Below are 25,173 nucleotides of genomic sequence, written 5' to 3'. Positions count from 1 at the left end.
GTGTCCGGCCCTTCATCGCGTCCCAGGGAACCGCCGCGATCGGGGACCCGGCTGATCTCCACCGCGAAGATGCGATAGGCTGTACGAGCCGACGCGGGGTGGAGCAGCTCGGTAGCTCGCTGGGCTCATAACCCAGAGGTCGCAGGTTCAAATCCTGTCCCCGCTACTCGTCGCGAAAGGCCCCGGAGTCCGCTCCGGGGCCTTTCGCCGTTTTCCGGTTTGCTCATCAGCAAGGTCGATCAGGGCGGGGCTTGCCAGGCGATTTCTGAGAGGATACTTTCGAAACATGTCTCTCAGAAATCCGGACGCCGCGGGCAACCCGTACGGCGATCTCGAACTGACCGACCCGAAGGCGATGCGGGCGCTCTCCCACCCGGTCCGGCTGGCCATCCTGTCGCGGCTCCAGCGGCACGGCCCGGCGACCGCCACCGAGCTCTCCGAGCACGTCGGCGCGACGCCCTCGGTCACCAGCTGGCACCTGCGTCACCTGGCCGGGTTCGGCCTGGTCCGGGACAGTGGGACCGGCGGCGACGCGCGGAAACGCTACTGGGAGGCGGCCGCCCGGGGCTTCCGGTTCACGTTTCCCGAGGACGCGGAGGGGCAGGCCGCCAGCCAGGTGCTGAGCCGCGCCATCTTCACCCAGTACGCGGACCTTCCCGGACGGTGGATGGCCGAGGTCGAGCCACACCTGGCCGCGGAGTGGCGCCGGGAGGCCGGGGTGTCGAACACCAACGTCCGGCTGACCGCCACCGAACTGGCCGCCGTCAACGCCGCGATCGAGCAGGTGCTCGCGCCGTACGTCACCCGGGACCTGGTCGAGCAGCCGTCCGACGGCCGCCACGTGCGGTTCATGCGGTACGTCATGCCCGAGGCGAAGGAGCAGTGAGCGGCCCAGGTCCGCTGCTCCGGGAGCCCGGCTTCCGGTCGTTCTTCCTGGCGCACACCGTCTCGCAGTTCGGCGACCGGATCTCCGAGCTGGCCTTCCCGCTCCTCGCGGTGCTCCTCCTCGACGCCACCGCCGCCCAGGTGTCGGTACTGACCGCCCTGGTGTGGCTGCCGAACCTCGCCGCGCTCTTTTTCGGCGCCTGGGTGGACCGGCAGCCGAACAAGATGCGCCTCCTGGTGGCGGCCGACCTGATTCGCGCCGCGCTGCTCGTGACGGTGCCGCTCGCGTTCGCCTTCGACGCCGGCACGATGGCCCAGCTCTACGCCGTGGCGCTGCTGACCGGGGCCGCCTCGGTGCTGTTCAACACCACCTACCCGGCCTTCTTCGTGCTGCTGGTGGACCGGTCGCGCTACCTGGCGGCGAACAGCGCGCTCAGCGCCAGCCGGTCGGTGTCGTTCATCGCCGGGCCGGCCCTCGGCGGTGTGCTGGTCCAGGCGCTGACGGCACCGATCGCGATCCTGGTGGACGCGGTCTCGTTCCTCCTGTCCGCGCTCGGCATCGGCCGGACCCGACCGACCGGGGCGGCCGGCGGCACCGACGACGCCGCGCCCGACCGGCTGTGGCAGCGGGCCCGGGAGGGCCTGCGGTTCACCCTCGGTCACCCCGTCCTCCGGGCCAGCCTCGGCTGCACGAGCACCGTCAACTACTTCAGCTTCATCTTCAGCGCGCTGCTCGTGCTCTTCGCCAGCCGTACGCTCGACCTCCCCGCCGGGCTGCTCGGCCTCGCGCTCGGGGTCGGCGCGGCCGGTGGACTGCTGGGCGCGGTGGCCGCGCCGCGGCTCTCCGCCCGGATCGGTGTGGGCCGCAGCATCGTGCTCGGCGCCGTCGTCTTCCCGGCCTCGATCGCCCTGGTGGCCGTCGCCGGGGGACCGCTCTGGGCGCGGGTGGCGCTGGTCGCCGGGGCTGAGTTCCTCTCCGGGGTCGGCGTGATGCTGTTCGACGTGAACCTCAACGCGCTCAACGCCACCGTCATCCCCGACGGCCTGCGAAGCCGGGTCTCCGGGGCGTACTCGACGGTCAACTACGGGATCCGGCCGCTGGGTGCGCTGACCGGCGGGGCGCTCGGCAGTTGGCTCGGCCTACGCCCGACGCTGTGGATCGCGGCGATCGGGGGGACCCTGTGCGTGCTCTGGCTGCTCCCCTCGCCGATCCCGAAGGTGCGTTCCCTGGACCAGCTCGCCGGCCCCGACCGGGCCGATCTCGCCCTGGTCGAGTGATGAGAAATGTCGGTGCCGGGTCGGCCGGTAGCGCTGGAGCCGCCCCGGTTCGCGCCGTCCACCCGCCCGGGTTGCGCCGCTCGGCCAGGATGGGGGCATGTCTGCTTGGAACAGGTGGTGGGGACGGCTCGGCGCGGTCCTCGGTGCGGTCGCGCTCTCGGTGTTCGTACCGGTCGCGGCTTGGGCGTCCACGGGCACCGGCGAGCTGGTGGTGGAGGCCGCGCGGCGGCGGTCGCGGGGCGGCGGTGGCTTCCTCGGGCTGCTCTGCTGCCTCGTGGTGGTCGTGGTGATCGTGCTGCTGGTGCTGCGGCTCATGCGTAACCGGCGCGGCGGCCCGCCGCGCTGACCCGACCCGTCCGCCGCGGCCCGGCCCGGGCCGCGGCGGACGGTCACTCGGCCAGCGCCGCGTTCGCCTGCGCCATGAACGTCGAGGTCGCCGCCCGGGCCCCGGACTGCTTCGCGCGGATGCTCTCGGCGGCGGCGATGAGCAGGGTACGCACCCGCGCGTGACCCTTGGGTGGCGGAGCGGGCGCCGGTCCCATCAGGTCGGCGAGCTCGTTGCCGAGGGCCACCAGCCGCTTCTGGGTGCGGTCGGTGGTGCCGTCGGTGACGAACCGCCGGACGGAGAGGCTGGCGTTCAACCCGCGCTCGGTGCCCAGGAGCCGGCCGGCCGCCACGTTGTTGGTCAGGAAGTTGATCACGTCGACGACCGCCGCGGGCTGTCGGGTCCCCCGGAAGGCGGCCCAGTACATCGACGCCCGCGGCCACTGCGCCGCCGGGCTGCCCGGCAGGGCGGTCATGCCCAGCTCGTCGTGGGTCAGGCGCTGGAGTTCGGGGAGCTGGTGCGACCAGGCGAAGGACGCCGCCGTGTGCCCGGTGACCACCAGTTGCCGGGACGGCTCGCCGGTGTCCGCCAGCTCCACCAGGGCGGCACTCGGCGTGGCGCGGTCGTACCGGGCCACCTCCCAGAACTCGAACCAGTCGAGCAGTTCGGCGGAGCTGAAGCCGAGCTGCCGGCCCTGGTACAGCTCTCCGCCCTGCCCGCGCAGCCAGAGCCAGAGCGCCCGGTAGTCGCCCGAGGGGTCCATCGTGCCGGCCACCCGGCTGCCCGAGGCGCGGGTGACCTGGGCGGCCCAGCGGACGTACTCCTCCCAGGTCATGCCGGTGTGCGGCTCCGGTACCCGGAGGCGGCGCAGCAGGTCGCGGTTGTAGACCAGCGCGGCGTTGGTCTGCGCGGCGGGCACGGCCACGGTCCGCTCGTCCACCCGGCCGTACCGGGCCAGGTTCTCCGGCAGGCCGCGCAGGTCGAGCCGGTTGTCCACGACGTACCTGCTGAGGTCGAGGGCGATCTCGCGCCGGGCGTACTCGGTCAGCATGGTGTCGTCGACCTGGAACAGGTCGGGCACGTTGCCCCCGGTGGCCTGGGTGGCCAGGCGGTCGTAGTAGCCGGTCAGGCCCTGCCAGGTGACCCGGAACCGGACCCGGGGGTTCTGCTCGGAATAGCGGCGCAGCGCCCTCTCGGTGGCCTCGGCCCGCTGGTTGCCGCCCCACCAGAACACCGACAGCTCGATCGGCCCGTCGTCGACCCGGGTCTGCTCCTCCGGGGAGCAGCCGGCCAGCCCGCCGCCGAGCAGCGGCAGCCCGGCCAGCGCGCCGAGGAGCCGTCGCCGGTCGAGGCCGGGGCGGGACGCGGGCTGCGGCGCGGGCACGGGCGGTCTCCTGGAGGCGGGCGGCGGCGGACGGACCATTTACACAGGCCCCGGGTGGGGGTGTCAACGCCCGATCCGGTACGCCCTGACCGGAACCGGTGGGAGGGCCGGTGGCCGCGCCGGGCGGGGCACCGCTCCCATGGTGTACTAGCGCCGTGGAACTTCTGCACTCGGGCAAGGTTCGGGACGTCTACGCCGACGGTGACGACCTGATCCTGGTCGCCTCCGACCGGATCTCCATCTACGACGTGGCGTTGCCGACCCCGATCCCGGACAAGGGTCGCCTGCTCACCGCGCTGTCGCTGTGGTGGTTCGAGCAGCTCGCCGACCTGGTGCCGAACCACGTGATCTCCGCGACGGACGTGCCGACGGAGTTCGCCGGCCGGGCGATCCGCTGCCGGCGGCTGGAGATGGTTCCGGTCGAGTGCGTCGCCCGGGGCTTCCTGACCGGCGGCGGCTTCGCCGAGTACCAGCGCACCGGCGCGGTCTCCGGGGTGGAACTGCCCCGGGGCCTGGTGGAGGCGTCCATCCTGCCCGAGCCGATCTTCACCCCGTCGACCAAGGCGCCCAAGGGCGAGCACGACGAGCCGATCACGTACGCGCAGGTGGTCGACAAGGTCGGCGCCGAGACCGCCGAGCGGTTGCGGCAGATCACCATCGACGTCTACCGGCGGGGCGCGGAGATCGCCGCCGACCGGGGCATCCTGGTCGCCGACACCAAGATCGAGCTGGGCTGGACGCCGGACGGCACCCTGGTCCTCGCCGACGAGGTGCTCACCTCCGACTCGTCCCGCTTCTGGCCGGCCGAGTCGTACCAGCCGGGCCGGGCCCAGTTCTCCTACGACAAGCAGTACGTCCGCGACTGGGCCACCGACAGCGGCTGGGACAAGCAGCCGCCGGCCCCCGAGGTGCCGGCCGAGGTCGTCGAGGCGACCCGGGCCCGCTACGTCGAGGTCTACGAGAAGCTCACCGGCAACCGCTGGGACTGACCGCCTCCCCAACCTCCGCGCCACGTCGCGGAAGTTGTGGTGCCGGCGGGCCTGGGAGGCCCAAGTTCCCCGATGTTGTGGGGTTCTTGCCGGCGCGTGCAGCGGATCCGCCCACCCGTGGCCTCTAACGGGTGGAGGTGCCATGCAGCCGACGTTCGAGGAGTTCGTGACCGCGCGCGGGCAAGCCCTGCTGCGGTTCGCGTTGATGCTCACCGGTGACCGGCACCAGGCCGAGGATCTCGTCCAGTCCGTGCTGGCCAAGGCGTACGTCCGGTGGGCGCGGGTGGCCGCGATGGGGCAGCCCGAGGCGTACCTGAAGCAGGTGCTGGTCAACGAGAACCTGCGCTGGTGGCGCCGGCGCTCGTCGCGGGAGACGCCGGTCGCGGAGCCGGGTGACGGTCCGGCCGGGACCGACGGGGCCGGGGCGTACGCGGCTCGCGAGGCGGCCTGGGGCCTGCTTGGCCGGCTGCCCCGCCGGCAGCGGGCGGTGCTGGTGCTCCGGTACTACGAGGATCTCGCCGATACGCAGATCGCCGAGATCCTCGGCTGCACTCCCGGGACCGTGCGATCGCAGGCGGCCCGGGCCCTCGCCACGCTTCGGGCCGTGGTGCCCACGATGGATCGGGAGGCGCTGCCGTGAGCCGCTACGACGTGGAGGATCTGGTCCGGGACGTGTTCCGGGGCCACGAGTCGGAGATCGAGGACGGTCGGCCCGGACTGGTTGGCGCGGTGCGGGCGCGGGTGGCGCGGCGTCGCCGCCGGGTCCGCGCGGCGGCCGTCGGAGCGACCGCGGCCGTCGTGCTCGTCGCCGCCGGCTTGGTGCCGGTGCTCACCCGGGACCGGCCGCCCACCGCCGAGCTTGCCGCCGAGCGCCGGGCGGCCGAGGACCGGGCGGCGACCGCGGACTGGCGCTGGGAGAGCGCGTTGGGCGCGGAGATCCGGGTGCCCGGCTCCTGGGGGGTCAACGACGTCGGCTGCCTCTCGACGGACAAGCCAACCGTGGTGCGGGTTGGCGGCGGCTCAGTATTCACCTGCCTGAAGTCGGAGGCCGTCACGAAGGAGGTGGCCTACCTCAGCGACCGGACCGTGAACCAGCCCAGCGCCGTGCTGCCCGACCACCCGGTGACGGTCGACGGGGTGCCGGCCGTGCGGGCCGAGGGGCGGCTGCCGGACGGCCGCTGGGCCGGGTCGATCGAGGTGGCCTCCCGTCAGGTCGCGGTCACCGTGCGGACTATCGACCAGGCCACCACCCGGCGGATCCTGGACAGTTTCCGGCTGGTGGAGACCGACTACGCCGGCTGCTCCGCCCGCCGCCCGTCGGTGCCGCCTGCCCCGCCGACCGGACAGCCCCACTCTTCGCCGCGCGCCGAGGACAGCTCGCAGCGGCGGCCCACGCCGTTCGCACCGGCCGCCCCTACCTCGATCAGCATCTGCCAGTACCCGCGGGAGGCCGGGCCGGCGCTCGCGGACCGGCTGCTGGGCTCCGTTCGGCTGACCGGGGACAGCGCGAAGCGCCTCGCCGCCGGGCTCAACGCGGCGCGTCCCGGTGGCAACCCCGACCAACCGGCGGCCACCTGCGTCCGGCCCGACCCGGGACAGTACGACGTGCTGCTGCTGGTCCGCGGCCGGGACGGCGAGACCCGGGTACGGGTGCGCTACAGCGGCTGCGCCGAGCTCGGGCTGGACAACGGGGTGCGCCGGGCACAGCTCACCATGCGGCTGCTCGCCCAGATCATGCGGCCGCTGCACACCGGCTACGCCGTGAGCGTCGACCTGCCCGACTGAGCCCATCCCGCCGGCCTGATGGCGCGCCACACCAAAAAGCAACCAATGGTTGCGCATGCTCGCCGGCTCGGCTAGCGTGATACGCAACCAAACGTTGCGAAAGGTGGCGGTCATGGAATTCGGCACGATCGAGCGGGAGATCCACATCGACGCCTCACCCGAGGTGGTCTTCGACGTGGTGAGCAGCCCCGAGCACCTGCGCGAGTGGTGGCCGGACGAGGCGGAGTACCCGGCCGTGCCCGGGGGAGCGGGGCGGATCGGCTTCGGGGACTTCGCGCAGGGCGGCGGCACCTGGGTGCAGTTCCAGGTCGTCGACGCCGTGCCGCCCCGGCTCTTCTCCTTCCGGTGGACCCACGAGGAGGGGGAGTCCGCGGCGCCGGGCAACTCGTTCCTGGTCGTCTTCGAGCTCGAGCCCGCCGGGAGCGGGACGCTGCTGCGGATGACCGAGAGCGGCTTCCGCGAGCGCGGCTGGGACGAGGCGAAGGTCGCCGCCGAGTACGCCGACCACGTCACCGGCTGGGACCACTTCATTCCGCGGCTGCCGGCGTACGCCGCGAAGGTCGGAGCGGGCGCGTGAGCGTGCTGGTGGACGACGACCTCTGGTCGGCGGTCGGCGACCCGACCCGCCGCCGGATGCTCGACCTGCTGCTGAGCGAGGGCAGCGGAACGGCGACCAGCCTGAGCGAGCACCTGCCGGTGACCCGTCAGGCGGTGGCGAAGCACCTCGTCGTCCTCGACCGGGTCGGCCTGGTGCGCGCCACCACCGCCGGCCGCGAGAAGCAGTTCCGCGTCGACGAGGCACAGCTCGCCCGAGCCGTCGCCCAACTCGCCGACGTCGGCGCGGCCTGGGATTCCCGGCTCCAGCGCATCAAGCGCATCGCCGAGACGATCCAGCGCGGCCGGGACACGGACAACGACGGAACCGGCAAGAAGCGGTAGAGAGGAACACGGAGATGGCAGACATCCTGCACCGCATCGGCGTCGAGCGGTCCTCGCCGGAGCAGGTGTACGACGCGCTCACCACCCTCGACGGTCTGTCCGGCTGGTGGACCGAGAAGACGTCGGGGGAGACCGACCCCGGCGGCGTGATCGAGTTCCGGTTCGGGCCGGGCGGAATCGACATGAAGGTCGCCGAGCTCGATCCGGGCCGGCTCGTCCGCTGGGAGGTCGTGGGCGGTCCGCAGGAGTGGATCGGCACCACCGTGCGGTGGGACCTCCGTCAGGACGGCGACTACACGATCGTGCTGTTCACGCACGAGGGCTGGCGGGAGCCGGTGGAGTTCATGCACCACTGCAGCACCAAGTGGGCCACCTTCCTGATGAGCCTCAAGCAGCTCCTCGAGACCGGCGAAGGTGCCCCCGACCCGCGTGACGTGAAGATCAGCGACTGGCACTGACCCGGCGCGCCCGGGAGAGCCCTCGGCGTCCGCCGGCGTCGAGGGCTCGCTAGTCGTCCACCCAGTCGAGGGTGCGCTGCACGGCCTTGCGCCAGTTGCGCAGCTCCCGCTCCCGGTGCGCCGGGTCCATGGTGGGCTCCCACTGGGCGTCCGAGCGCCACTGCTCGCGCAGGGTGGCCAGGTCGGGCCAGAAGCCGACCGCCAGGCCGGCGGCGTACGCGGCGCCGAGGCAGGTGGTCTCGGTGATCCGGGACCGGACCACCGGCACGTCGAGGACGTCGGCGAGGAACTGCATGAGCAGTGCGTTGCCGGTCATCCCGCCGTCCACCCGGAGCCGGCGCAGCGCCACGTCGGAGTCGGCGTTCATCGCGTCCACCACCTCGCGGGTCTGCCAGGCGGACGCCTCCAGCACCGCCCGGGCCAGGTGCCCCTTGGTGATGTAGCCGGTCAGCCCGGCGATCACGCCCCGGGCGTCGCTGCGCCAGTGCGGCGCGAACAGGCCGGAGAAGGCCGGCACCACGTAGCAGCCGCCGTTGTCGTCCACCGTGCGGGCCAGCTCCTCGACCTGCGGCGCGGTGGAGATCAGGCCGAGGTTGTCGCGCAGCCACTGCACCAGCGAGCCGGTGACCGCGATGGCGCCCTCCAGGGCGTACACGGCGGGCTGGCCGTCGATCCGGTAGGCGACGGTGGTGAGCAGGCCGTGCCGGGAGGCAACCGGGCTGGCGCCGGTGTTGAGCAGCAGGAAACTGCCGGTGCCGTAGGTGCACTTGGCCTCGCCGGGCTGGAAGCAGGTCTGTCCGAAGAGGGCGGCCTGCTGGTCACCGAGCGCGCTGGCCACCGGCACCCCGGCGAGCACCCCGTCGGCGGTGCCGTAGACCTCCGCCGAGCAGCGGACCTCCGGCAGCATGGCGGCCGGCACCCGCAGCGCGTCGAGCAGCTCCGGGTCCCAGTCCAGGGTGGTCAGATCCATCAGCATCGTGCGGCTGGCGTTGGTCACGTCGGTGACGTGCCGGCCGGTCAGCTTCCAGATCAGCCAGCTGTCCATCGTGCCGAACAGGACCTCGCCCCGCTCGGCCCGGGCGCGCAGCCCGTCGACGTGGTCGAGCAGCCAGCGCAGCTTCGGGCCGGCGAAGTAGGTGGCCAGGGTCAGGCCGGTGCGGACGCGCAGCCGCTCCTCGTCGTACGCCTCGGCCAGCTCGCGCAGCAGCGGGCCGGTGCGGGTGTCCTGCCAGACGATGGCCGGGGCGACCGGCTTCCCGGTGGCCCGGTCCCAGACCACCGTGGTCTCCCGCTGGTTGGTGATGCCGACGGCGGCTAGCCCGTCCGGCCCGGTGCCCGCGGCCGTCAGGGCCTCCAGCACCACCTGCTGCACGTTCGCCCAGATCTCCTCGGCGTCGTGCTCGACCCAGCCGGGCCGCGGGAAGATCTGCCGGTGTTCGCGCTGGGCGACGGAGACGATCTCCCCGGCCCGGTCGAAGACCATGCACCGCGAGGAGGTGGTGCCCTGATCGATGGCGGCGACGAACTCTCCGGTCACGGCAGCACCGTACCCGCCGGGAGCGTCCACCGCCTCCCCCCGGACCACCCGTACGATCAGCAGACGTGCGTGACATTGCCGTGTTCAGCGGGACCGCCCACCCCGACCTCGCCGCCGAGATCTGCGCCCACCTCGGCGTCCCCTTGTACCCGGTGCGGGTGTCCCGGTTCGCCAACGACTGCCTGGAGGTGCAGTTGCAGGCGAACTGCCGGGAGCGCGACGTGTTCCTGATCCAGCCGCTGGTGCCCCCGGTGCAGGAGCACCTGGTCGAGCTGCTGCTCATGATCGACGCGGCGCGGGGCGCGTCGGCCGGCCGGATCACCGTGGTGCTGCCGCACTACGCGTACGCCCGGTCGGACAAGAAGGACGCCCCGCGCATCTCGATCGGTGGCCGGCTGGTGGCCGACCTGCTCACCTCGGCCGGCGCGGACCGGGTCCTCGCCATGACGCTGCACTCGCCGCAGGTGCACGGCTTCTTCAGCGTCCCGGTGGACCACCTGCACGCGCTGCGCGAGCTGGCCGCCCACTTCAAGGGGTACGACCTGAGCAACGCGGTGGTGGTCTCGCCGGACCTGGGCAACGCCAAGGAGGCCGCCGCGTTCGCCCGGATGCTCGGCACCCCGGTGGCGGCCGGCGCGAAGCAGCGGTTCAGCGACGACCGGGTCAAGATCAGCACAGTGATCGGCGACGTGGCCGACCGGGACGTGATCGTGCTGGACGACGAGATCGCGAAGGGCAGCACGGTGATCGAGCTGATCGCCCACCTGCGCGAGCGGAAGGTCCGCTCGATCCGGTTGGCCTGCACCCACGGCCTCTTCTCCAGCGGCGCGCTGGAGCGGCTCAGCGCGCAGGACGGGGTGCTGGAGATCGTCTGCACCAACACCGTGCCGATCCCGGCGGAGAAGCGGGTGCCCAAGCTGGAGGTGCTCTCGGTGGCGCCCGCGCTGGCCGAGGCGATGCGCCGGATCCACAACGGCGAGTCGGTGAGCGCGCTGTTCGGCTGAGCCGGGGCCGGCCGGGCCGCCGCGCAGAGCGGGGTCAGCCGTCGGCGGGGCGGACGGCGGCCTGCCGGGCGACCAGGGCGGCGGTGATCCGGACGATCGTGCCCGCCTCGCCCGTCTCGACCGCCATCGTGTCGCTCAGCTCCCGGGCCAGCCAGAGGCCCCAGCCGCCGGCGGTGTCCGGGGCGGGACGGTTGCGGTCGCTGAGCCGCTGCGCGCTGATCCCTTGACCGTGGTCGGCGACCTCGCAGACGAGATCCCCGGCCTCGCGCCAGAGGCGCAGCGAGCCCTGGCCGCCACCGTGCCGCACGGCGTTGGTGATCAACTCGTTGACCGCCAGCACGAAGTCGTCCAGCCGCTGGCCGCTCAGCCCCGAGGCGTGCGCGCAGGAGGTGACCGAGTGCCGTAGCTCGGTCACCTGTGCCTGTTCGAAGGCCTCGGCGATGAGGAGGGAAGGTTCGATGGGCACAACCGTACGCGGTGCGGGGGGTTCTGCGTTCGTCATGGCCCCGTCCCGGCGGTTGGTCTCGTCGATTTTCGCGGCATTTCCACCGTACGTCAGGGTTTCCCATGTCGCACCCGCCACCCCGCCCGGTGCCCGCTGTGGCATGGTGTCGCCCATGCCGTCGTCCCCGGGTGGCCTGGAGGTCCCGCTCTGGCGGGCCATCGCGGTGTTCCGCTTCGCCTCGCTGGCGTACGTGGCCGTGCTGCTCCTCCGCGACGGTCATCGGTACGCGCACCCGCTCGCCGCCGGCGGCGTACTCCTGCTGATGCTGGCCTGGACCGGGGTGACCGCGGCCGGCTACGCGCGCCCCGCCGGACGGCGCTGGCCGCTGCTCCTCGCCGACCTCGGCGTGGTCCTGGCGATCATGCTGGCCACCCCGTGGGTGATCGGCCGCGCGGCGCTCGCCGCCGGCGTGCCCACCCTGACCGTCGCCTGGCTGGCCGGCCCGGTGCTGGCCTGGGCGGTCTCCGGCGGCCGGCGGCGCGGCGCGGTCGCCGCCCTGATCCTCGGCGGGGTCGACCTGGCCACCCGGGAGCGGATCAGTCAGTCCTCGCTCACCGGCGTGATCCTGATGCTGCTCGCCGGGGTGGTGGTCGGGCACGTGGCCCGGCTCACGGTCACCGCCGAGGAGCGGCTGCAACGGGCGGTGGAGCTGGAGGCGGCCACCCGGGAACGGGAGCGGCTGGCCCGGGACATCCACGACTCGGTGCTCCAGGTGCTCGCGCTGGTGCAGCGGCGCGGCGCCCAACTGGACGGCGAGGCCGGCGAGCTGGCCCGGCTGGCCGGCGAGCAGGAGGCCGCCCTGCGGGCGCTGATCGGCCGGGCCGGCGCCACCCCGGCCGAGGAGGGCGACGCCCGGGACCTGCGCGACCTGCTCGACCGGTACGCCTCGGCGGCGGTCGAGGTGGCCGCGCCGGCCACCCCGGTGCCGCTGCCCGGCCGGGTGGCCGGCGAACTGGCCGCCGCGGTCGGGGCGGCGCTGGACAACGTGGCCCGGCACGCCGGCGGGCGGGCCTGGGTGCTGATCGAGGACGAGGGGGAGACGGTGACCGTCTCGGTACGCGACGAGGGGCCGGGAATCCCGGCCGGGCGGCTCGCCGAGGCCGCCGCGCAGGGCCGGCTCGGCGTCGCCCAGTCCATCCGGGGCCGGATGGCCGACCTGGGCGGCGAGGTGCGCATCGCCTCGGCCCCGGGGACCGGTACGGAGATCGAGCTGAGCGTGCGCCGGAGTGGCCGGTGAGCATCCGGGTGATGGTGGTCGACGACCACCCGATGTGGCGCGAGGGCGTCGCCCGCGACCTCACCGAGGCCGGGTACGAGGTGGTGGCGACCAGCGGGGAGGGCCGGCAGGCGGTGCGGGTGGCCCCGGCGGCCCGCCCGGACGTGGTGGTGCTCGACCTGCAACTGCCCGACGTCTCCGGGGTCGAGCTGATCCGTGGGCTGCGCGCGGCGTTGCCCGAGGTCCGGGTGCTGATGCTGTCGGCCAGCGGCGAGCCGCAGCGCGTGCTGGACGCGGTGAAGGCCGGCGCGACCGGCTATCTGGTCAAGTCGGCCGCGCCGGCCGAGTTCCTGGACGCGGTGCGCCGCACGGCGGCCGGCGAGCCGGTCTTCACCCCGGGCCTGGCCGGGCTGGTGCTGGGGGAGTACCGGCGGCTGGCGGCGGGGCCGGCCGCCCCGGACGACGGCGCACCCCGGCTCACCGAACGGGAGACCGAGGTGCTGCGTCTGGTGGCCAAGGGCCTGTCGTACAAGCAGATCGCCGAGCGGCTCGGGCTCTCCCACCGTACGGTGCAGAACCACGTGCAGAACACGCTCGGCAAGCTCCAGCTGCACAACCGCGTCGAGCTGACCCGCTACGCGATCGAGCGGGGCCTGGACGACTGACCGTCAGGTCGCCTCCGGGGGCCGGGTCTCGTGGACGGCCAGCTCCTCCGCGGTCGCCCCGCCCCCGGCCGCGCCGGCGTCGTACGCGACGTTGTCGGTCTCCTGGTCGGTGTGCGCGCCCTCGTCCGGTTCGACCAGCCGGCCCACCTGGTGGTCGGCGACCGTGCCGAGCTGCCCGTGGTCGTAGAGGGAGACCGCCGAGTGCGGGTCCGAGGTCGGGCCGGGGTCGATCACGTCGGCGTCGAGCTGGGCCTGCGCGGCGGCCTCCTCGCTGTCCGCCTCGGCGGCGATGTCCGGGTCGACGGCGCCGGCCAGCGGGTCGTCGGCGGGCCGCTCGTACTGCTCGCGCTGGAGCTTGTAGTCCAGCGACTCGCCGTCGAGCTGCTCCTCGGCGGTCGTCCCGTACCGGTCCACCGCCACCGGGGTGCGGTCGCCGGGCAGCTGCGCCGGCTCGGGACCGTCGGCCTCGCGGCCGGTGAGGACATCGTCGTCGGCGGTCGAGTCGTCGTCGGCGGTGTCGGGCAGGCCCTCCGCCTCGGGATCGGACACGGGGGTGGGGTAGTCGTCGTCGCGCATGGGTGGTCACTACCCGCTGGGCTCGGCGCATTAACCGCGTCCGACGGGGTGGATCGGGAGGAACGGGCGCAAAGAGGGCGGGTCAACCCCGGAACGCCGCCTCGTCCTCGGCGTGCAGGACGCACCAGACCACCTTGCCGTCGGGCAGCGGGGTGCTGCCCCAGCGCCGGGCCACCGTGTCGATGAGCAGCAGCCCACGCCCGCCGGCCGAGTTCAGCGGCGCCAGGCCGGCGTACGCGGGCCGTCGGGCGGAGTGGTCGCGGACCGCCAGGTGCAGCGCGCCGTCGCGCGGGGCGACCCGGACCGTCATCGGCGTGCCGGCGTGGGCGACCACGTTGTTGACCATCTCGGTGGCCGCGATGCACGCCGGCTCGGCCAGCTCCGGCACCCCCCACCGGCCGCAGCCGTCGGTGACCAGCCCCCGGGCCTCCCGGGCCGCCGCCGGCAGCGGGGGCAGGTCGGCGTTCAGCACGGCCGCCAGCGGGGCGTTGACCAGCGCGGCCTGCGCCTCGTCCAGGGACGGGTAGACCGGGGGGCCGCCGGAATCGGCGGCCCGGTCGAGGTCACGGCCGGTGACCCGGCCGAGGACGTCGTCGCCGCGGCCGGCGGCCGGGTCGAGCACGAGGATCCCTGCCGCGGGCCAGTCGGCCACCGTACGGTGCACCTCGTCGACGACGGCGCGAGCGTCCGGTCCGACGATCCGGACCCGGGACAGGTCGACGATCACCGGGCCGGGCCGCTGCCAGAGCCGCGCCAGCAGGGCGTCGCGGACGCCGTCCGTCCCGGCCGGGTCGAGCACCCCGGTCAGCCTGACGATCGCGGACGATTCGTCCGCCTCCACCAGGCATCGCACGTCCGTCGGCATGATCGTCCCATTGTGCACGCCAGGTCGGGACGCGCATCCGGCCGGTCGACGGGATTCATCCGCGTTCCGTCCGCGAACGCCGACTCATCGCCGCCAGGGTGCCGACGGCGGTGCCCGCCGCGGCCAGCCCGAACGCCGCGGTCATCCGGACCAGCTGCCGGCGCCGGCCGTGCCAGCCACCGGACCGCTCGGCCTCGGCGTCGGCCCGGAACACGTTCCCGGTGCTGTCCAGGGCCACGCCGGGACCGAACTGGGTGCGGGCGGTGTACCAGCCGAGCACCCGCTCGACCAGGGCCGGGGCCAGCCGCCACTGGAGCCCGAGCAGCCGGGCGGCGCCCCCGGCGTACGCCTCGCGCCGGGGCCGGCGCAGCAGTCGGACGATCGTCTCGGCGACCACCTCCGGCGGGTAGACCGGTGGGGGTGGGGTCAGCTCCCGCCCGCTGTGGTTGGCGGCGTGCCGGAAGAACGGGGTGTCGATGGTGGCCGGCAGCACCGTGCAGATGGAGATGTTGCCCCGCCCGGTCACCCGCAGCTCCTGCCGGACCGTGTCGGCCAGCCCGCGGATGCCGTGTTTGGTCGCGTTGTACGCCGACTGGTAGGGCATCGCCACCTCGGCCAGCATGGACGCGTTGTTGACCAGCACCCCGCCGCCGGCCGCGTCCAGCCAGGGCAGGGCCGCCTTCGTCCCGTACACGGTGCCGAGCAGGTTCACCGCCACCACCCGGCGGAACTCCTCCACCGGGATCTCGTCGAAGAGTCCGACCGTGCCCACCGCCGCGTTGTTGACCCAGGCGTCGATCCGGCCGAACTCCGCAGCCGCCCGCGCCGCGAGCCGGCGGACCGCCTCCGGGTCGGTCACGTCGGTGGGTACCGCCAGCGCCTGTCCGCCCAGCTCCCGGCAGCGCGCGGCGACCCGGTGCAGGGCCTCCTCGGTGCGGGCCGCGAGCACCACGTCGGCGCCCCGGCGGGCCAGCGCGTACGCGGTGGCCGCGCCGATCCCGCTGGACGCGCCGGTGATCACGACGGTGGCGTCGTCGAGGGCACGGGTGAGAGGCATTCCTGGCCGGTACCCCTGGTCCGGGCCGGTCATGCCGGCCGGGTAGCCCGGATCACGGTTGGTCCGGGATGGATCCGGGCAGGCGTCACGAAGACGCCGGAAAGTCGAGGTGGCCCGCCCCGCGGCCCGGTCCGTCGGTCCGATCCCGATCTGCCAGGTTTCGGCGCACCGGGGCCGGGTTAATGGGACCCTCTGACCGGAGGACCCACCGCTGCAAAGAACGCATGGAGGTGCACCATGCGCGTCGGCCTTGTGTGCGCGCACGCCGGCCCGTCCGCCGACGGTCCCGCCGTCGGCACCCACGAGCACATCGCGCGGGTCGCGGCCGAACTCGCCGCACGGGGTCACGACGTCCGGGTCTACGAGCGGCGCGACGAACCGGGCCAGCCGGACACCATCGAGGTGGAGGGCTACCGGCTGGAGCGGGTGCCGGTCGGCGCGCCCACGCCACTGGCCACCGCCGAGCTGGTGCCGCACGTGGCCGAGTTCGGCGGCTGGCTGGCGCGGCGGTGGTCGGCTGACTGGGCGCCGGAGGTGGTGCACGGGCACTACTGGCTCGGCGGCCTGGCCGCCGCCCACGCCGTACGCGAGACGGACATCCCGGTCGTGCAGACCTTCCACTCGCTCGGCATCGAGCAGCTGCGCCACCTCGGTCAGCGGTACGACGGACCGGGCGAGCGGATCCCGCTGGAACGGGCGCTGACCCGGGCGGTGGACATCGCGGTCGCCCAGTGCAACGACGAGGTCGACGAGCTGACCCGGATGGGGCTGCAACGGTCCGCGGTGGCGATGGTGCCGACCGGGGTGGACACCGCCCAGTTCCACCCCGACGGCGAGGCCGCGCCCCGGGACCAGCGGGCCCGGATCCTCTCCGTGGGCGGGCTCTCGCCCGGGCACGGCCAGGACGACCTGATCCGGGCGATGCGCCTGGTGGGCGACGCCGAGCTGGTCATCGCCGGCGGTCCGCCCGTCGAGCAGCTCGCCGACCACGCCGAGGCCCGCCGGTTGCGCGAGCTGGCCGAGCGGACCGGGGTGGCCGAGCAGGTGAAGCTGGTCGGCGCGGTACCGCACGACCAGATGGCCACCTGGTACCGCTCCGCCGACGTGGTCGTCTGCACCCCGCACTACTCGTCCGCCGGCCGGGTGTCGTTGGAGGCAATGGCCTGCGGCGTGCCGGTGGTCGGCTACGCGATGGGTGGCATCGCCGACGCCGTGGTCGACGAGGTGACCGGCAAGCTCGTCCCGCCCGGCGACGTACGCACCCTCGGGGTGGCCCTGCGCCGGCTGCTCGCCGACAACGCCGGGCGGTTCGCGTACGGGCACGCCGCGGTCGACCGGGTCCGGTGCAGCTACACCTGGGAGCGGACGGCCGGCGCGTTGGAGCGGCTCTACGAGCGGGTGATCGGCCGACGCCGGCCGGCCGAGCCGGTGGAGCCGGCCGAGGCCCGCCAGCCCGTCGAGGTGGCCGCCGAGCGGCGCGGGCCGGTCGAGGCGGCCTGACGCCGGTCTCCCCGACCGGCTGCGCGCTGATCCACCCGGATTACGGCAGGTCGGCGGCTCAGCGGCGGGCGCGGACGGTGGCGCCGACGCCGACCATCGGCCGCTCCCGTTCCCGGGCGACCGCGTGGTGGTGCTGCGGTTCCGCGTACCGGGTCAGGCCGACCACCGACACCAGCGTGGCCAGGAAGCCGATCCCGGCCAGCCACTCCCGGCCCGGCCAGATCCGGTCGTTGAGCAGCAGCAGGCCGATGATCGCCGCGGGCACCGCCCCGGCGGCGTCCATCGCGGCCACCGCCGCGGTGGTGGAACCCCGCTGCATCGCCAGCCCGAGCAGCAGCTGCCCGATCACCGAGTGCGCGACCAGCAGGTAGAGCAGCGGGTCCCGGACGAACGCCTCCGCCGTGTCGGCCGACGCGAGCGGGCGGGCGGCCACCGCGGCGGCGGAGAACGCCATCCCGGCCAGCGAGCCGAGCGCCACCGAGCCGGGCGCGCCGCGCAGCCGGACGGCGAAGAACCCGAGGATGGCGATCACCGCCACCGCGACGCTCAGGCCGATCAGCCCGGCGGTGCCGAGTTGCCGGGACGGCGCCGGTTGGGCGGCCAGCACCAGTGCGGTGATCCCGCCGAAGAGCAGCACCAGGAGGGCGATCTCGGCGGCCGGCAGCCGCCACTTGAGCACCACCACCCCGATCACCGCGGTCACCCCGAGCCCGGCCGCCACGCTGGCCTGGACCAGGAACAGCGGTAGGTCGCGGCGCGCCAGAAAGGCCAGGACGAAGCCGGTGACCTGGCACAACAGCCCGACCAGGTAGGTGCGGTGGCTGGCCAGCCGGAGCAGCAGCCCGGGGTCGAAGGTGTGGTGCACGGTGGTGCGCGCCGCCGCGACCGACTGGAGCAGGTTGGCGAAGCCGTACGCGACGATCATCGCCGCGAGGAAGCACCAGCCGGAGGACACCACCTGGCGAGGATAGAGGCTACCGGCGGGTCAGTGCTCGGCCGGCCGGCCGAGCCGGGCCAGGATGTCGCCGTGCAGCGGGCCGTTGCTGGCGATCGCGCTGTCCTCGCCGCCAGCCGGCGCCGGGCTGCCGGACAGGTCGGTGAACCTGCCGCCGGCCTCGGTGACGATCGGCACCAGGGCGGCGATGTCCCAGAGCGACAGCTCCGGCTCCACCATCACGTCCAGTGCCCCCTCGGCCAGCAGCATGTAGCCGTAGAAGTCGCCGTACGCCCGGCTGCGCCAGGCGTCCCGCATGATCTGCAGGACCGCGTCCAGCCGGCCCGCCTCCTCCCACCCGGTCAGGGACGAGTAGCAGAAGCTGGCGTCGGCCAGGTCGGTCACCTCGGAGACCCGGATCGGCGCGCCGGAGGCCGGGTCGGGTCCGGCGTACGCGCCCGCGCCGAGCGTGGCCCACCAGCGCCGGCCCAGCGCCGGGGCGGAGACCACGCCGAGGACCGGACGGTCCCCTTCCAGCAGGGCGATCAGAGTGGCCCAGACCGGGACACCCCGGACGAAGTTCTTCGTGCCGTCGATCGGGTCCACCACCCAGCGCCGCCCGTCCGGGCCGGTCGCCGGCTGCTCGCCGTACTCCTCGCCGAGCAGGCCGTCGCCGGGGCGGTGGGTGGCCAGCAGGGCGCGGATCTCCCGCTCCACGGCGGTGTCCGCGTCGGAGACCGGGGTCAGGTCCGGCTTCGCGTCGACCCGCAGGTCCAGGGCGCGGAAGCGGGCCGTGGAGATGGCGTCGGCGGCGTCCGCCAGCCGGTGGGCGAGGGCGAGGTCGTCGGCGTACCGGGTCATGCCGACACGCTAGCCGTCACCGGTCCAGGGGATCCCCCGGGTTCCGCTGGTCGGACTCGCGGGGGTCGCTCTCGCCGCTGCGGGACGCCAGCAGCCGACGGTACGAAGCCAGCCGCCGCGGGTCGGCCTTGCCGGCGGCCACCCAGGCGTCCAGCGCGCAGTCCGCCTCCTCGGCGGTGTGCTGGCAGTTCGCCGGGCAGTCGACCGTCCCCTCCACGAGGTCGGGGAAGCCGTGCAGCAGGCTCTCCGCGGAGACGTGCGCCAGCCCGAAGCTGCGCACCCCGGGGGTGTCGATGATCCAGCCCTGATCGGCGGGAGAGCCGGGGAGCGGGGGCAGCCGCAACGCCACCGCGCTGGTCGAGGTGTGCCGGCCCCGGCCGATCGCGCTCACCGCGCCGACCGCCCGGTCCGCCTCCGGGACCAGCCGGTTGACCAGCGTCGACTTGCCCACCCCGGAGTGCCCGACCAGGACCGAGATCCGCCCGGCCAGCAGGGCGCGCAGCGCGTCCAGCGGCGAGTCGGGCTGGATCAGCACGTACGGCAGCTCCAGCTCGGCGTAGTAGTCCAGGACCGCCTCCGGGCCGGCCAGGTCGGCCTTGGTCAGGCAGAGCAGCGGCTCGACATCGGCGTCGTACGCGGCCACCAGGCAGCGGTCGATGAACCCGGTCCGGGGTGGCGGGTCGGCCAGCGCGCTGACGATCACCAACTGGTCGGCGTTGGCGACGACCACCCGCTCCAGCCGCCCCTCGGCGGTGGTGGCGTCGTCCTCCGCGGTGCGCCGCAGCACGGAGCTGCGTTCGGCGATCCGGACGATCCGGGCCAGCGCGCCGGGCGCGCCCGAGGTGTCGCCGACCAGCCCGACCCGGTCGCCCACCACGACCGACTTGCGGCCCAGCTCGCGGGCGCGCATGGCGGTGACGATCGGGGCGTCCGGCCCGGCGTCGGGGAGCACGCAGGTGTAGCGGCCCCGGTCGACGGCGATCACGAACCCGTCGACGGCGTTCTCGTGCCGAGGCCGGGTCCGGGTACGCGGACGCGACGATTTCCCGGGTCGGACCCGGACGTCGTCCTCGTCGTACTCCCGCCGTCTGGTCGCCAGGACGTCCCCCCGTCGCGTCAGTTCTTGCCGGTCACCATCCCCGACCATAGTGCCGGGAACTCCGGCATCGTCTTCGAGGTGCAGGCCACGTCGTCCACCTCGATGCCGGGGACGGCCAGCCCGGCCACCGCGGCGGCGTGCGCCATCCGGTGGTCGGCGTACGTCCGGAAGGTGCCGCCGCGCAGCGGGCGGGGCCGGATCTCCAGGCCGTCGACGGACTCGGTGATGTCCGCGCCCAGCGCGGTGAACTCCTTGGCCAGCGCGGCGATCCGGTCGGTCTCGTGCCCCCGGATGTGCCCGATCCCGGTCAGCCGGGACGGCGCGTCGGCGAGCATCGCCAGCGCGGCCAGTGCCGGGGTCAGCTCGCTCACGTCGGAGAGGTCGGCGTCGAGGCCGTGCACGGTGCCGGTGCCCCGGACGGTCAGCCCGGCCGTGCCCAACGTCACCTCGCCGCCCATCCGGGTCAGCAGGGCGCGGAGCTGCTCGACCGGCTGCATGCTGCTGCGCGGCCAGCCCTGGAGGGTCACCTCACCGCCGGTGACCAGCGCGGCGGCGAAGAACGGCACCGCCCCGGAGAGGTCCGGCTCGATCTCCCAGCCCCGCCCGGTCAGCGGGCCGGGCTCGACCGTCCAGACGTCGGGGGTGGTGTCGTCGACCGCGGCCCCCGCGGCCCGCAGCATCTGCACCGTCATCCGCAGGTGCGGCGCGGACGGGACCGGCGGCCCCTCGTGCCGGACCACCACACCCCGGTCGAAGCGGGGCGCGGCCAGCAGCAGGCCGGAGACGAGCTGGCTGGAGGCGGAGGCGTCGATCACCACCTCGCCGCCGGCGACCCGGCCGGCGCCGAGGACCGCCAGCGGCAGGCTGCCGGTCGCCGGCGTGTCGATCCGTACGCCGAGCGAGCGCAACGCCCCGATCAGCGGGCCGAGCGGGCGGACCCGGGCCTGCGGGTCGCCGTCGAAGGTGACCCGCCCCTCGGCGAGGCCGGCCACCGGCGGCAGGAAGCGCATCACGGTGCCGGCCAGGCCGACGTCCACGTGGGCCGGGCCGACCAGCCGGTGCGGCCGGACCAGCCAGCGCTCGTCGTCGGAGACCGACACGTGTGCGCCCAGCTCACGCAGCCCGCCGGCCATCAGCTCGGTGTCCCGCGCGCGTAGCGGGCGGGACAGCGTCGACGGCCCGCCGGCCAGCGCGCTGAGCACCAGGGCCCGGGCGGTCATCGACTTGGAGCCGGGCAGGCGCAGCGTGATGCCGACCGGGTCGGTGGCGGTCGGCGCGGTCCACGGCTGCGGCGAACGCGTCGCGATCAGATTCCCCACGGTCACATTGTGCCAATCCGTGCGGCCGGTGGAACCGCCCGTCGTCCCAGCTCCCGGTTGGCGGGACAGCCGAAAGGCCTGCGGGGGGCTAGCGTGTGCGCCATGTGCGGGAGGTACGCGACGAGTCGGAGCGCGGGCGACCTGAGCGCGCTGTTCGAGTCGTACGACGAGACCGGCGCCGCGGTCGACCCGGACTTCAACGTCGCTCCGACCGACCCGGTGCCGCTCGTCCGGATCTCCCCGGACGGGCACCGGGCGCTCTCGGTCGGCCGCTGGGGCCTGGTGCCGCACTGGTCACGGAACGCGGCCGGCGCGGCCCGCATGATCAACGCGCGGGCGGAGACCGTCGCCACCAGCCGGGCGTACGCCCCGTCCTTCGCCCGCCGCCGCTGTCTGGTCCCCGCCGACGGCTGGTACGAGTGGGTCCGCGAGCCGGGCGGCTCGCGGCAGCCCTACTACATGACCCCGCGGGACGGCTCGGTGCTCGCCTTCGCCGGCATCTGGTCGGTGTGGGAGTCCGCCGGCCGCGAGCTGCTCACCTTCAGCGTGCTGACCACGGCGGCGGTGGGCGAGCTGGCCGAGGTGCACGACCGGATGCCGCTGCTGCTGCCCCGGGACCGCTGGGCGTCCTGGCTCGGGCCGACCGGGGAGCCGGCCACGCTGCTCGTCCCGCCGTCGCCGCAGTGGCTCGCCGGATTGGAGATCCGCCCGGTCTCCCCGGCCGTCGGGGACGTCCGCAACGACGGCCCCGCGCTCACCGCCCGGGTTCCGCTCGCGCGCGAGGAGGCTGTTACGGAAATGACGCTGTTCTGAACGCAGTTGACACATTGTCGTGTGCTGATTTGCCGGGGTTGCGCCTGAATCGTCGCCCGGCCGTATAGCCATGTTTGCCGCAGAGTCTTGTCACCGTGCGTGCAAGTGCGATAGAACACAGCGCCGGCGTTGGGCGTCTGTTCGCACGGGGCGGATGACACTCATCGATCTCCCATGATCATAGCCGGTCCCACGGGGGAGGTGGGTGTATTGACACGGGCACGTATGCCCCGCCCGCACGAGGTGGCCGCCGCACGACGAGACCCGCGACTGCTGCGGGCGTTGCGGGAGCGGCGACAGGACGAGGCGTGGCGGACCAGAGGAACCTGTCAGAGCGTGGATCCGGAGACGTTCTTTCCGGCGCCCAACGAACCGGCCGACGCGGCCGTCGCGCTCTGCCGCAGTTGTGACGTGCAGGGGTCCTGCCTGGCCTGGGCGCTCGAGGTGGGCGACTGCCACGGCGTCTGGGGCGGCACCACGCCGCGCGAACGGCGGGCCATGCTCGTCGCCTGGCGCAGCGAGGTGCAACCGGATCCGGATGTCCTCGACGAGGCCGGTCCGCCGGTCCGCGACCGGCTGCTCACGCTGGTGCCGCTGAGCTGATTTCCGCCCGTCGCCCGCGCTCCTTTCCGGAGTGCGGGCGACGACGTTTTCCGCCCTGATCATGGCTGCGCGACGCCGGACGGCGCCCGCTGCCTCGGCTGCGCCGGCTCGCCGTCCGCCATTGTGCTGGCCGCCGTCCGGCCTGCCGGTCGGGGCCGCAGAATGGGTCGGTGCGGCAGAGCGATGAGATCTCCACGCCCCGCGGCCCGGCCCGGGTCGACACCGACCTGCCCGACACCCGGTACGCCACCCTGCTGGTGCTCGGTCACGGCGCGGGCGGTGACGTCGACGCCCCGGACCTGGTCGCGGTCCGGGACGCGGTGGTCGCCGCCGGGATGGGCGTGGCCCGGGTGACCCAGCCGTACCGGGTCGCCGGGCGCCGTGCGCCGGCACCCGCCGGGCACCTCGACGAGGCGTGGACGGCGGTGCTGGCGGCGCTCCGGGAGCGCCACCCCGACGTCGCCCACTGGGTGGTCGGCGGCCGGTCCAGCGGCGCCCGGGTCGCCTGCCGGACCGCCGGCGCGGTCGGCGCGGCCGGGATCGTCGCGCTCGCCTTCCCGCTGCACCCGCCGGGCCGGCCGGAGCGCTCCCGGGCGGACGAGCTGCGTACCGGCCTGCCCACCCTGGTGGTCAACGGGGACCGGGACCCGTTCGGGGTGCCCGAGCCGGGGCCGGGCGTCGAGGTGGTGACCCGCCCCGGGGAGCGGCACGACCTCCGCGGCGACCCGGCCGGCACGGCCGCCGTGGTCCGCGACTGGCTACGCGCCCGGCGCTGGACCGCCGCCTGACCGGCCTGTGCCGGCCCTTCGCGCCGCGGCTCCCGCTGCTCGCCCCGTACCTTTCCAGTGCGCGCCCTGCCCTGCTCGCCGTGCGCGCTGCGCTGCTCGCCGAGCTCTGCCTGCCCCGCGCTACTCGCCCCGGGCCGCGCGCACCGGCCGCCCGGCCTTCTTCCGAGCCCCGCTGTGCCGGCTTGCGCCCAGTGACCGAGCGGCCTCCGGTGGCCCGTCGGGGTCCGGGTGCGTTTGTTGTCGCGGACGCAGCCATGCGGCACGGACGCCGGGCCGCGCGGCGGCGCTCGCGCCAGACGGCCGGGTTCGCGAGGGCCCGGCGCCGCGCGGCGCCGCCGCTACCGTCGGCGGGGTGGGGCGTGACCGTGGGTGGCGGCGGGTCGTTGCATCGGGTGGCGCCGGGCGCCCGGTTCGGGCGTTCCGGGGCCATCCTCCCAGGCCCTTCCTGGTCCCAGCATCGGTCGCGGCCGAGGCCGGGACCAGGAACGGCGGGTGGCGGCGGAATGTGGCGGCCGGCGGCGCGCGTTACTACCTCCGGATGACATTTCCAGCCGAGGGGGGTGACCGGTGCCGACCGAGACACGGAGCCGGGAGCGGGACGAACGGGACGCGCGGCAGCTCAGGCAGCTGCTCGCCGCGCCGGAGTGGCCCGCGGCGGCGTCGGCCGTGAGCACCAGCACACAGTCCGGAAGTGAATCTGCCGTCAGGCGGGTACGCGTATCCTCGGCGGGAAAGCATCCGACGCGAGGGGATGTGCGGTTGACCACCGAGAAGACGGACGAGCGCAGGGCCCGTTTCGAGCGGGACGCGATGCCCTTCGTCGATCAGCTCTACGCTGCCGGGCTGCGGATGACGCGCAACCCGGCGGACGCCGAGGATCTGGTCCAGGAGACGTACCTGAAGGCGTACGCCGCCTTCCACCAGTTCGAGCAGGGCACGAACCTGAAGGCCTGGCTCTACCGGATCCTGACCAACACCTACATCAACTCCTACCGGAAGCGGCAGCGCCAGCCCGTCCAGGCACCCACGGACGAGATCACCGACTGGCAGCTCGCCGAGGCCGAGTCGCACACCTCCAGCGGGCTGCGCTCGGCGGAGACCGAGGCGCTGGACCGGCTGCCGGACAGCGACGTCAAGGAGGCCCTCCAGCAGCTGCCGGAGGAGTTCCGCCTGGCGGTCTACCTGACCGACGTCGAGGGCTTCTCCTACAAGGAGGTCGCCGACATCATGGGCACGCCGATCGGCACCGTGATGTCCCGGCTGCACCGCGGTCGTCGTAATCTCCGGAAGCTGCTCGAGCAGTACGCGGCGGAGCGGGGCTTCAGCTCCGCGCCGTCGAAGGGTTCGACCGCCGCCGCCGGCCGGGAGGTGTGACCATGAGCTGTGGAGAGCCGCACGAGACCGACTGCCGCGAGGTGCTCGCGGAGGTCTACCTCTACCTCGACCTGGAGTGCGCCGAGGAGCGCCGCGCGCTGATCCGGCACCACCTGGAGGAGTGCGGGCCCTGCCTCCAGGAGTACGGCATCGAGCAGGAGGTGAAGGCGCTGGTCGCGCGCTGCTGCGGCAACGAGACCGCGCCCGAGCAGTTGCGCGAGCGACTGCGCGTCCGGCTGACCGAGCTGGTGGTCTTCGAGACCACCGAGTCCCGCGAACTCGCCGACTGAGCGACCGCGACACGCTGAAGACACCGGTGGGGGGGGGGGGGGGGGGGGGGGGGGGGGGGGGGGGGGGGGGGGGTGGGGGGGGGGGGGGGGGGGGGGGGGGGGGGGGGGGGGGGGGGGGTTTGTT

General features: G+C 74.2%; 28 protein-coding genes and 1 tRNA gene. 19 read left to right on the top strand and 10 right to left on the bottom strand.

Going from position 1 to position 25,173, the window contains the following annotated elements; genetic code table 11:
* The first annotated feature begins 92 nt into the window (after nt 1-92).
* The 4 genes from ACZ6S5_RS25190 (at nt 93) to ACZ6S5_RS25175 (ending at nt 2,509) form a co-directional block, all read left to right on the top strand.
* Nucleotides 93-166: transfer RNA gene (locus ACZ6S5_RS25190), tRNA-Met, on the top strand.
* 120 nt (nt 167-286) lie between these two features.
* A complete protein-coding gene (locus ACZ6S5_RS25185; RefSeq protein ID WP_466004255.1) occupies nt 287-886 on the top strand; it encodes an ArsR/SmtB family transcription factor in 600 nt (199 codons plus the stop codon).
* A complete protein-coding gene (locus ACZ6S5_RS25180; RefSeq protein WP_466004254.1) occupies nt 883-2,163 on the top strand; it encodes an MFS transporter in 1,281 nt (426 codons plus the stop codon). The genes ACZ6S5_RS25185 and ACZ6S5_RS25180 overlap by 4 nt, the downstream gene beginning before the upstream one ends.
* Nucleotides 2,164-2,260: 97 nt before the next feature.
* Nucleotides 2,261-2,509, top strand: coding sequence for a hypothetical protein (locus tag ACZ6S5_RS25175; protein ID WP_466004253.1), 249 nt, complete (start codon nt 2,261-2,263; stop codon nt 2,507-2,509).
* Between the two features lie 43 nt (nt 2,510-2,552).
* Here ACZ6S5_RS25175 and ACZ6S5_RS25170 read toward each other — a convergent pair whose 3' ends face one another.
* Nucleotides 2,553-3,872, bottom strand: coding sequence for an ABC transporter substrate-binding protein (locus tag ACZ6S5_RS25170; protein ID WP_466004251.1), 1,320 nt, complete (start codon nt 3,870-3,872; stop codon nt 2,553-2,555).
* A 155-nt stretch (nt 3,873-4,027) separates the two neighbouring features.
* Here ACZ6S5_RS25170 and ACZ6S5_RS25165 point away from each other — a divergent pair, with 155 nt between their 5' ends.
* The 6 genes from ACZ6S5_RS25165 (at nt 4,028) to ACZ6S5_RS25140 (ending at nt 8,043) form a co-directional block, all read left to right on the top strand.
* A complete protein-coding gene (locus tag ACZ6S5_RS25165) occupies nt 4,028-4,861 on the top strand; it encodes a phosphoribosylaminoimidazolesuccinocarboxamide synthase (protein WP_466004249.1) in 834 nt (277 codons plus the stop codon).
* Between the two features lie 142 nt (nt 4,862-5,003).
* Nucleotides 5,004-5,501: a SigE family RNA polymerase sigma factor gene (locus tag ACZ6S5_RS25160; protein ID WP_466004247.1), complete on the top strand. Its 498-nt coding sequence runs from the start codon at nt 5,004-5,006 to the stop codon at nt 5,499-5,501.
* On the top strand, nt 5,498-6,646 hold the full coding sequence (locus tag ACZ6S5_RS25155; RefSeq protein ID WP_466004246.1) for a hypothetical protein: 1,149 nt from the start codon (nt 5,498-5,500) through the stop codon (nt 6,644-6,646). The genes ACZ6S5_RS25160 and ACZ6S5_RS25155 overlap by 4 nt, the downstream gene beginning before the upstream one ends.
* Nucleotides 6,647-6,758: 112 nt before the next feature.
* Nucleotides 6,759-7,223: an SRPBCC domain-containing protein gene (locus ACZ6S5_RS25150; protein WP_466004245.1), complete on the top strand. Its 465-nt coding sequence runs from the start codon at nt 6,759-6,761 to the stop codon at nt 7,221-7,223.
* Complete coding sequence (locus ACZ6S5_RS25145) at nt 7,220-7,585, top strand: ArsR/SmtB family transcription factor (protein ID WP_466004243.1); 366 nt, start codon at nt 7,220-7,222, stop codon at nt 7,583-7,585. Before ACZ6S5_RS25150 ends, ACZ6S5_RS25145 begins: the two co-directional genes overlap by 4 nt.
* Nucleotides 7,586-7,599: 14 nt before the next feature.
* Complete coding sequence (locus ACZ6S5_RS25140) at nt 7,600-8,043, top strand: SRPBCC family protein (protein ID WP_466004242.1); 444 nt, start codon at nt 7,600-7,602, stop codon at nt 8,041-8,043.
* Nucleotides 8,044-8,092: 49 nt separating this feature from the next.
* On the opposite strand, the gene glpK is transcribed toward ACZ6S5_RS25140, so the two are convergent.
* Entirely contained in the window at nt 8,093-9,580 is a 1,488-nt protein-coding gene (gene glpK, locus ACZ6S5_RS25135; protein ID WP_466004240.1) for a glycerol kinase GlpK, read from the bottom strand.
* A gap of 65 nt (nt 9,581-9,645) precedes the next feature.
* On the opposite strand from glpK, the gene ACZ6S5_RS25130 reads away from it, so the two are divergent.
* Complete coding sequence (locus tag ACZ6S5_RS25130; RefSeq protein WP_466004239.1) at nt 9,646-10,584, top strand: ribose-phosphate diphosphokinase; 939 nt, start codon at nt 9,646-9,648, stop codon at nt 10,582-10,584.
* Nucleotides 10,585-10,618: 34 nt separating this feature from the next.
* On the opposite strand, the gene ACZ6S5_RS25125 is transcribed toward ACZ6S5_RS25130, so the two are convergent.
* Complete coding sequence (locus tag ACZ6S5_RS25125) at nt 10,619-11,086, bottom strand: ATP-binding protein (RefSeq protein WP_466004237.1); 468 nt, start codon at nt 11,084-11,086, stop codon at nt 10,619-10,621.
* 115 nt (nt 11,087-11,201) lie between these two features.
* Here ACZ6S5_RS25125 and macS point away from each other — a divergent pair, with 115 nt between their 5' ends.
* On the top strand, nt 11,202-12,326 hold the full coding sequence (gene macS / locus ACZ6S5_RS25120) for a MacS family sensor histidine kinase (RefSeq protein WP_466004235.1): 1,125 nt from the start codon (nt 11,202-11,204) through the stop codon (nt 12,324-12,326).
* Nucleotides 12,327-12,337: 11 nt separating this feature from the next.
* Nucleotides 12,338-12,970: a response regulator gene (locus tag ACZ6S5_RS25115; protein WP_466004326.1), complete on the top strand. Its 633-nt coding sequence runs from the start codon at nt 12,338-12,340 to the stop codon at nt 12,968-12,970.
* 3 nt (nt 12,971-12,973) lie between these two features.
* Here the strand turns inward: ACZ6S5_RS25115 and ACZ6S5_RS25110 are convergent, their stop codons facing one another.
* The 3 genes from ACZ6S5_RS25110 to ACZ6S5_RS25100 form a co-directional block, all read right to left on the bottom strand.
* On the bottom strand, nt 12,974-13,546 hold the full coding sequence (locus tag ACZ6S5_RS25110; protein ID WP_466004234.1) for a DUF5709 domain-containing protein: 573 nt from the start codon (nt 13,544-13,546) through the stop codon (nt 12,974-12,976).
* 82 nt (nt 13,547-13,628) lie between these two features.
* On the bottom strand, nt 13,629-14,411 hold the full coding sequence (locus ACZ6S5_RS25105) for an ATP-binding protein (RefSeq protein WP_466004233.1): 783 nt from the start codon (nt 14,409-14,411) through the stop codon (nt 13,629-13,631).
* A gap of 55 nt (nt 14,412-14,466) precedes the next feature.
* A complete protein-coding gene (locus ACZ6S5_RS25100; RefSeq protein WP_466004231.1) occupies nt 14,467-15,468 on the bottom strand; it encodes an SDR family oxidoreductase in 1,002 nt (333 codons plus the stop codon).
* Nucleotides 15,469-15,705: 237 nt separating this feature from the next.
* Between ACZ6S5_RS25100 and ACZ6S5_RS25095 the strand changes: the two genes are divergently transcribed.
* Nucleotides 15,706-16,968, top strand: a complete 1,263-nt coding sequence (locus ACZ6S5_RS25095) for a glycosyltransferase (protein ID WP_466004229.1) — start codon at nt 15,706-15,708, stop codon at nt 16,966-16,968.
* A 58-nt stretch (nt 16,969-17,026) separates the two neighbouring features.
* On the opposite strand, the gene ACZ6S5_RS25090 is transcribed toward ACZ6S5_RS25095, so the two are convergent.
* Genes ACZ6S5_RS25090 through aroA form a run of 4 tightly spaced genes read right to left on the bottom strand, consistent with a single transcriptional unit; the run spans nt 17,027 to nt 21,181 of the window.
* On the bottom strand, nt 17,027-17,893 hold the full coding sequence (locus ACZ6S5_RS25090) for a hypothetical protein (protein WP_466004324.1): 867 nt from the start codon (nt 17,891-17,893) through the stop codon (nt 17,027-17,029).
* A gap of 60 nt (nt 17,894-17,953) precedes the next feature.
* Nucleotides 17,954-18,763, bottom strand: coding sequence for a histidinol-phosphatase (hisN, locus tag ACZ6S5_RS25085; protein WP_466004228.1), 810 nt, complete (start codon nt 18,761-18,763; stop codon nt 17,954-17,956).
* A 16-nt stretch (nt 18,764-18,779) separates the two neighbouring features.
* Nucleotides 18,780-19,910, bottom strand: coding sequence for a ribosome small subunit-dependent GTPase A (rsgA, locus tag ACZ6S5_RS25080; protein WP_466004227.1), 1,131 nt, complete (start codon nt 19,908-19,910; stop codon nt 18,780-18,782).
* Entirely contained in the window at nt 19,880-21,181 is a 1,302-nt protein-coding gene (gene aroA, locus ACZ6S5_RS25075) for a 3-phosphoshikimate 1-carboxyvinyltransferase (protein WP_466004225.1), read from the bottom strand. Before aroA ends, rsgA begins: the two co-directional genes overlap by 31 nt.
* Before the next feature lie 102 nt (nt 21,182-21,283).
* Between aroA and ACZ6S5_RS25070 the strand changes: the two genes are divergently transcribed.
* From ACZ6S5_RS25070 to rsrA, 5 genes are all read left to right on the top strand, one after another.
* Entirely contained in the window at nt 21,284-21,994 is a 711-nt protein-coding gene (locus ACZ6S5_RS25070; protein ID WP_466004223.1) for an SOS response-associated peptidase, read from the top strand.
* A gap of 210 nt (nt 21,995-22,204) precedes the next feature.
* Nucleotides 22,205-22,597, top strand: a complete 393-nt coding sequence (locus tag ACZ6S5_RS25065) for a WhiB family transcriptional regulator (RefSeq protein WP_466004221.1) — start codon at nt 22,205-22,207, stop codon at nt 22,595-22,597.
* Nucleotides 22,598-22,767: 170 nt separating this feature from the next.
* A complete protein-coding gene (locus ACZ6S5_RS25060; protein ID WP_466004220.1) occupies nt 22,768-23,385 on the top strand; it encodes an alpha/beta hydrolase family protein in 618 nt (205 codons plus the stop codon).
* 567 nt (nt 23,386-23,952) lie between these two features.
* Nucleotides 23,953-24,759 (top strand): sigma-70 family RNA polymerase sigma factor, encoded by an 807-nt coding sequence (locus ACZ6S5_RS25055; RefSeq protein ID WP_466004218.1) that lies wholly within the window; start codon nt 23,953-23,955, stop codon nt 24,757-24,759.
* A gap of 2 nt (nt 24,760-24,761) precedes the next feature.
* The gene (gene rsrA, locus ACZ6S5_RS25050) at nt 24,762-25,049 is read left to right on the top strand and encodes a mycothiol system anti-sigma-R factor (RefSeq protein ID WP_466004216.1); all 288 of its coding nucleotides are present in this window, start codon (nt 24,762-24,764) and stop codon (nt 25,047-25,049) included.
* Nucleotides 25,050-25,173 lie beyond the last annotated feature (124 nt).

It is taken from the genome of Micromonospora sp. NPDC051924 (assembly GCF_055586005.1).
This window is presented reverse-complemented; position numbering and strand designations above follow the sequence as displayed.